The organism is Winslowiella iniecta (genome assembly GCF_001267535.1).
Classification (GTDB): domain Bacteria; phylum Pseudomonadota; class Gammaproteobacteria; order Enterobacterales; family Enterobacteriaceae; genus Erwinia; species Erwinia iniecta.
Genome location: NZ_JRXE01000005.1, coordinates 191,696 through 198,484 on the forward strand (window position 1 = coordinate 191,696; position 6,789 = coordinate 198,484).

Sequence of the window (6,789 nt, forward strand, 5' to 3'; positions counted from 1 at the left end):
TGTGTAGGAAATTGCTATAGAGTGTAACGCCACTCGGCGGATTGCCGCAAAGTTTGCGTCTATGGTTGTGATAGGGTGGGGATTAACTGGCTTAATATAGCCGATTCAGTCTTCTGATTTGATGAGTAAAACTGGAATTATTCAGCATGGAACTTCTTTTCCTCGGCACCTGTGCCGGTACTCCCAGCCGGGAGCGAAATGTAACCGCTATCGCGCTGACACTGGGCAACAGTGGCAGCGGAGGTTACTGGTTGTTTGACTGCGGTGAGGGTACGCAGCATCAGATGATGCGCAGCCCGCTGAAGCCGGGAAAAATGGAAAAAATCTTTATCACGCATCTGCATGGCGACCATATTTTTGGTTTGCCGGGCTTGCTGACCAGCCGTTCAATGGGCGGAGTGACGGAGCCATTAACCATTTATGGCCCGGTGGGGATTAAAGCGTTTGTCGAGACCACGCTGAGCCTCAGTGCTTCTTATGTCACTTTTCCATTGGAAATAGTCGAAATTACCGCCGGGGAAGTGTGCGACGACGGCCAGATACGGGTTAGCGCATGGCCGATGTCGCATGTGATTGAGTGTTACGGTTATCGCATAGAACAACATGATAAACCGGGTGTGCTGGACGCTGCGCGTTTAAAAGCGGAGGGCATTCCGGCGGGTAACTGGTTCCAGCAATTGAAACGTGGCGAAACCGTGCTGCTGGCAGACGGGCGCGAAGTGTGCGGGCAGGACTACCTGGGGCCATCAATCAAAGGGAAATCGCTGGCGATATTCGGTGATACCGCACCCACTCCGGCAGCCAGCGAACTGGCGGCGAATGTCGATGTGATGGTGCATGAAACCACGCTGGAAGCGTCGATGGCTGAAAAAGCCAATAGCCGCGGTCATTCCACTACCGTTCAGGCCGCGACTGCCGCAAAGCTGGCGGGTGCAAAGCGGCTAATCGCCACGCATTTCAGCGCGCGTTATGATTTTGCCGACAGTGAAAGATTGCTGGCCGAATGCCGGGAGATTTTTCCCGCCACTGAACTGGCAAGGGATTTTTCGGTGTTTAAGGTGTAGGGTATTGCGGCCAGCCAATGCGTTGGCCGCTGGCAATCAGGTATGTAATTAAGGGTAAGCGGAAACTATTACCCGTTTTGCGCTTATGCCATATTCTCGCCATCTTTTTCTCCTCGTCGATTCCGTTTGAAATTTACCTTCATTTTCAGGTTGTCGTTGATAAATCCCGCACGCTGATGAGATTAAAATCAGCCAGAAGATTTCGGTTCATAAGTACACGAGTTTCATGACCGGAATCTTATACATCCAAATAAGGAGGCGAATGATCTGTATCGCCAACATGTGTTCCGGGATAAGCAGAAATGCAATATCAGAGTCGAATATTTGTGCAAGACCAAACGGATCGATCCAGCTTAGTGGATTTGGCGGATACTGATAAAGATTCAGCCCGCCTTTCACCCTATCGGATCTTGCAAATTAAAATGCCCATATTTGGAATTGTACTTTCGGTTTTAGTTATAATAGACGTTCATTTTTACATCATATTTCATAAGCCATCCGAACTTGTAAAATTGATATTAGCCGGTCATTTTCTAAACACTTTTTGCGAACGGCGCAATTTTTTAAGAGATTAATCACCATCAGCTATCAGTACCTCATCCTTTTTTTGCGAAATTTTTAAATATTCGACAAATTCTTTAGCTCTTTTTTCGACACTTTTATTAAAATATTCTATCAAAATGCCTTGGTGGCTTGGATATACTCTTGTCTTACTGTAAGGATCAATATATATACCTGTTTTTTCTTTAAGATATATAAAAGCCTCCTCGAAGATATTAAGTTCAGCGTCTTTGATAATAAATGATGGTTCAACGCCGGTTTTATCAGATAAATATGAAAAATCAATCATATACACACCTTTAAAAATCTGCTGGATATGAGGTTATAATTTTATCTTTAGCTGGATCATACACCGTGACATGACCTTGTTCACCACGGGTACCAATTACGCGATCATAGTCACGCTCATATCTAATCCTTCCATCTGCCTGGTTTATTACTCTGCTTGGGTCTCTCATTGTTCTATCTTCCAACTTTTGATATTGGCCCGGTTTTTTGTATTTGCTTTTAATTTGTAACTTACTTAGTTCCTTAGGTGTAAACTTACTGTTGCCTATATTGTTGTGGCGCCTTATATGACGGTTAGGTACATGCCGGGTTCGTACTGTTGAACACTCCCGGCTCAACCCCAGCGGATCAATCCACGTCAGCGGGTTAGGCGCATACGCATATAAGTTTATACCGCCTTCTAACCCGATCGGATCCTGAGTCGTAAACCGTCCCGCCATCGGATCATAGTAGCGAAACAGATTATAGTGCAACCCGGTTTCATCGTCGGCGTACTGACCGGCATAGCGCAGCGGCTGGCGCAGTGTCAGAGGTTTTCCGACTGAATGCAGAAAGCCGTCACTCTGCCGGATGACTTCGCCCCAGCTTGTGTAGTGGCCGCTCCAGTGTACCGCCCCGTTTTCCGCGCTGGCTTCCAGCGGCGCGCCGTTCAGGTCGGTGCTGAACCAGTAAATATCCCCCTGAGCGTCATCTGCCAGATGATCAGCCCGCGCCAGCGGGCTCCAGTACTCGTCCGGGTCATAAATATATGTACTGAAGTGCTCGCCGGACTGCTCCTGCAACAGCCGGTAACCCTGCCAGAGAAAATGGCGGGTTGTGCTGCCGTGAACTGTCGTCACTTCTTTGCGGGTGCGGCGTCCCAGCGCGTCATAATAATAACGGGCGGTAAACTTGCCCTGTGGGCCGCTGCCGCGCGCCTCGGTCAGTCGGTTATCCGCATCGTAACAGTAGCACTGCTCTTGCAGACCGTTACGCCGACAGGTCAGGTTGCCCCAGCTATCGTAACTGAAAGACAGACTGTTCCAGCACCGGAGACGATTATCCGGGGTGGCCGGATGCGCGCTATCAGCCAGGTTATCCGCGTTATCATAAGTAAAGTGAGCACCCGCCAGCCCCTGACGCGGTTCATAATGACTCTTCAGGCGACCTTCGGCATCGTAGCCATAACTGATATCGCCGCGCAGGCTGTCACGGACGCCTGCCAGTTCGCCGCGCAGGCTATAGCGGAAGGCGCGCTCAGCAATCTGCCGCTCCGGCAGCGCAGGCTGTGTGTGCAACAGGCCGTATTGCCGGATGCGGCGTCCCCGCCGGTCATATTCGCGGCTTTGCAATCTTTGACCCTGGCTGCGCGTCGTTTCACGTTGCAGCGCGTCGCGGGTGAACTCGCTGACCATTTGCTCGCCGAACTTTACCGCGCTGACGTGGCCTGCGCCGTAACGCAGCCAGCACAGCGCTTGCCCGCCCGGCAGTGTCAGCGACGACAGATTACTCAGCTCGTCCCACCGATAATCCAGCTTGCCGTTGACACCCCGTTCACTAAGCAAGTTGCCCGCGTGGTCATAGTTCAGGCTGACCCGGTCGGCTTCCACGCCGCGCACGGCACCTTCCGCTGTCGGTCTGCGCTCCAGCTCCGTCAATCTGCCGCGTTTGTCGCGGTGATAGTAAAACTCCGCGTGGTCATGGGCGCGCCACTCCAGCTGTCCGGCCTCGTCGTGGCGAAAGTAGTGAAAACGCTGCGCCATACCGCCGTCGGCGGCGGGCTGACCGGCCTCACGCATCATGCTCAGCTGACCGTCATCGCCATAATCATAAAAGCGCCGCAGTTTATCAGGGCCGCTGTCGGCGATCAGGCGGCCCGTTGCGTCATAGGCAAAGTGATATTCGCCGCCGTTGCCATTCTCCAGCCGCAGTAAGTTACCGCGCGGATCGCGGTGCCAGCGCAGGGTGCGGCCGATGCGGTCGGTTATGCCGACAGGCAGCCCGAATGCATCGTACTGCCAGTGTGTCGCGCTTTCAGCCGGGTCGCGCCAGGCGCTAAGCTGGCCGCGTGGGTTCCATTCCAGCGTCTCGCGGCTGCCGTCAGGGTAAATCAGCGCACACAGTTGTCCGGCAGCGGTCCACTCGCGGCGGGTGATATTGCCCAGTGCATCTTCCGTGCTGACCAGCTGGCCGAATCGGTCATAACGGTAGCAGGTGATGCTGCCGGAACAGCTGGTGTGGTGGGTCAGCAGTCCCTGACGGTTCCAGCTCAGCGAAATCACGCCACCGGTGGCGTCGGTGACCTGGCAGGGCAGGCTCTCCTCGTTATCAGGGTAGTGCCAGCGGGTGACGTTATTCAGCGCGTCGGTTTCGCTGACCAGCCGCAAGAAAGCATCATACTGCCAGTGCTGCTGGCTGCCGTCCGGATGGAATACCTGCGCCGGGCGATCGCTCAGTCGGTGCCAGCGCCAGCGGGTGCTGTGTTGCAGCGGGTCGGTTTCGCTGGTCAGGCGGCCATAGCGGTCCCACTGGCAACGGCGAACGCCGCCGCCCGGCAGCACCAGACCGCACAACTCCCCGTCTTTATACAGCATGCTGGTCTGACGGCCGTCATAGTCGGTGAAGCAGGCAATGTTGTCATCGTCGTCCAGCAGCCATTCTGCCCGCGCACCGTCGTCGCGCTGCACGCTGCGCTGGCCGCCGGCAAAATCGTAGTGAAAACCCAGCTTCTCACCGGCACTGTTGCGGTACGCCACCACACGCGGCAGGCCTTCAAGTTCATGCCACAAATATTCATTTAGCAGGCCATTTGCATCCTCGTGGCTGCTTATCAGCCCGTTGCGCCAGCCGAAGCGGCGGCGCACGCTACCGCCACGACCGCTGACGGTTATCAGCTGGCCGCTGTCGTCGTAAGCGTAGCTGACCAGGCAGATGTCGTCATCCAGCCAGGCACCAGTCAGCCGTCCGTTCTGATAACGGCACGTCACCCGCTGCCCGGCACTGTCGATCAGTTCGCGCAGGGTGTTGTCGCTATGCCAGTGCAGCAGGATATCGTTGCCGCAGGCGTCAGAAATACGCGAAAGCAGGGAAGGGGCGTCAGCCAGCGGCGGGTAGTGATAACGTTCGCCGCTGATGTCGTATACCGACCAGCTGTCGTCGGCGTGATGCTCCAGCCAGCACTTCTCTTCGCTGCACCAGCTGCGTCTGCTCTGTGGCACCATGGGAAAGGAAACGTAATCCCCGGACGGTGCGCGCCACACCAGTCCGTCGTGCCAGCGTTCAAGGCGGGTTTCCCAGAACAGGCTCCAGCCGCGGCCCAGTACGCCTGAGCCAGGGTTGCCGCTGCGCCAGCAGCGCTGCCACTGCACGGCTAAACGCGACGGCAGGACGAAATCCAGCTCGTCGTCGCCGCTGAGAAACTTCTGGCCGCTGACGATATCCACCGGACGCGCGACGATACCTGCCGCCGTCGCGCCGGCCATCAGCGCCCCGGCGCGGCAGGCGACACGCCCCAGCTTGTTAATTCCCGGCAGTTTGCTGAGCATTTTCGCCAGCGCCCCGGCTTTGCTCGCCACGCCGCCCGCACCGCCGAGCAGGCCGGCGAACAGCAAGGTCAGATCCGAGGCCTGATACAGCCATTCCGGCACTTCGGCTTTGATCTTCCCGGTCTGCACCGGCTCGCCGCCGATAAAAACATTGTTCGAACCGGTACTCACCCTCGCGCCGCAGCTGGTGCGGTCACCGATGCGCACCGCCGGGCAGCCGTTGATGATAACGCGGGATGAGCCTTCGGCCATCTCCATCGAGTGGCTGTCGTCGTCGCAATGTACCTCACTCTCACCGGCAATCGCGGCAGGCCTGCCGTTGATAAATACGTCGGGTGAGCCGCTGCGGATGGTGCCTCTTTTGCGTACCTTGTGCCTGCCGCTCTCGCTAATCTCGTCGCGTGCGGCAGCGGCGGCTTCGCCGGCCAGATAACCGACCGCCAGACTGGCAGCGACCAGCAACAGGCAGCGCCCAGCCCGACAACTAACAGGGCTCCGGCGGCAATGCCACCGGCCGCCGCAATCAGGCCACCCACCAATGTGCCAGCCAGCATCCCGGCCAGCGCATGCGAGTGACCGATATCGTCACCGACGCGTGCGGCTTCATACATAGCAACAATCCTTGTTGTTAACGGTGAACAGCAAAGCTGCCCAGCAGGCTGCTGAACAGCAAAGCTGCCCAGCAGGCTGCTGAACAGCTGAGTGTCATCGGCATTGAGCGGACTGGATTTATTCAGGGTAAACACCAGCAGTTGCGTCTGATCGACGGCAAATATTGCCTGTTGCTGCCAGATACGACGGCCAGCGTGCAGATAACTGCTGTGCACACATTCCCCCGCCCGTGGTTGATCGCCCAGCCAGGCATTTTCCCGTAGCTGTAGTTTCCAGCCGGTCAGTTGCTGGCTTAGCAATACCAGCTGGCGATCGATATACGCTGCCGTGGTTTCATTGTCGGTCAGCGTGTCGCGAGAGATATTCAGGCTCGGTGCGCCGGATTGTTCAGGGATAAACACATTTACCGTCCGGTCAAGATAACCTTCAGGCAGGGTCACGGTGCCGTGGTCAAACCGGCAGTAATGCGGGGTGGTTTTCATTGCGCAGCATCCTTGTGCTTCTGCCAGGTAACAGCCCTGACTGATTGCGCAAGGTTACTATTTTTATGCGGTGGAAGTGTCGAGCGGGATCGAATAATGGGCAAAAAAAATCCGCCAGCAGCGCGCCAGCGGATTTTTATCGGTTCAGACCGTGGTCAGTGATTATTCCGGGACAATCATATTGACGCTGGTGTGGCCGGTACCGGCAGGAACCAGCGTTTTATGCAGCCATGGCAGCAGGTCGCGCATCTGCTTTTC

Annotated in this window: 2 protein-coding genes and 4 pseudogenes; 1 reads left to right on the forward strand and 5 read right to left on the reverse strand. The window is 56.0% G+C overall.

Annotated elements, in window-relative coordinates; translation table 11 throughout:
- The first annotated feature begins 146 nt into the window (after positions 1–146).
- Complete coding sequence (rnz, locus tag NG42_RS05115; protein WP_052898184.1) at positions 147–1,064, forward strand: ribonuclease Z; 918 nt, start codon at positions 147–149, stop codon at positions 1,062–1,064.
- A 327-nt stretch (positions 1,065–1,391) separates the two neighbouring features.
- Here the strand turns inward: rnz and NG42_RS23840 are convergent.
- The 5 genes and pseudogenes from NG42_RS23840 to NG42_RS23355 all read right to left on the reverse strand — a co-directional run.
- Positions 1,392–1,486: pseudogene (locus NG42_RS23840) on the reverse strand (RHS repeat-associated core domain-containing protein); the annotation flags it as partial.
- Between the two features lie 149 nt (positions 1,487–1,635).
- Positions 1,636–1,914: a hypothetical protein gene (locus NG42_RS05125; protein WP_052898186.1), complete on the reverse strand. Its 279-nt coding sequence runs from the start codon at positions 1,912–1,914 to the stop codon at positions 1,636–1,638.
- Between the two features lie 10 nt (positions 1,915–1,924).
- A pseudogene (locus NG42_RS22415) lies at positions 1,925–6,048 on the reverse strand (RHS repeat-associated core domain-containing protein).
- An 84-nt stretch (positions 6,049–6,132) separates the two neighbouring features.
- Positions 6,133–6,531 (reverse strand): annotated as a pseudogene (locus NG42_RS22420) (DcrB-related protein); the annotation flags it as partial.
- 162 nt (positions 6,532–6,693) lie between these two features.
- Positions 6,694–6,789, reverse strand: a pseudogene (locus tag NG42_RS23355) (23S rRNA (adenine(2030)-N(6))-methyltransferase RlmJ); the annotation flags it as partial.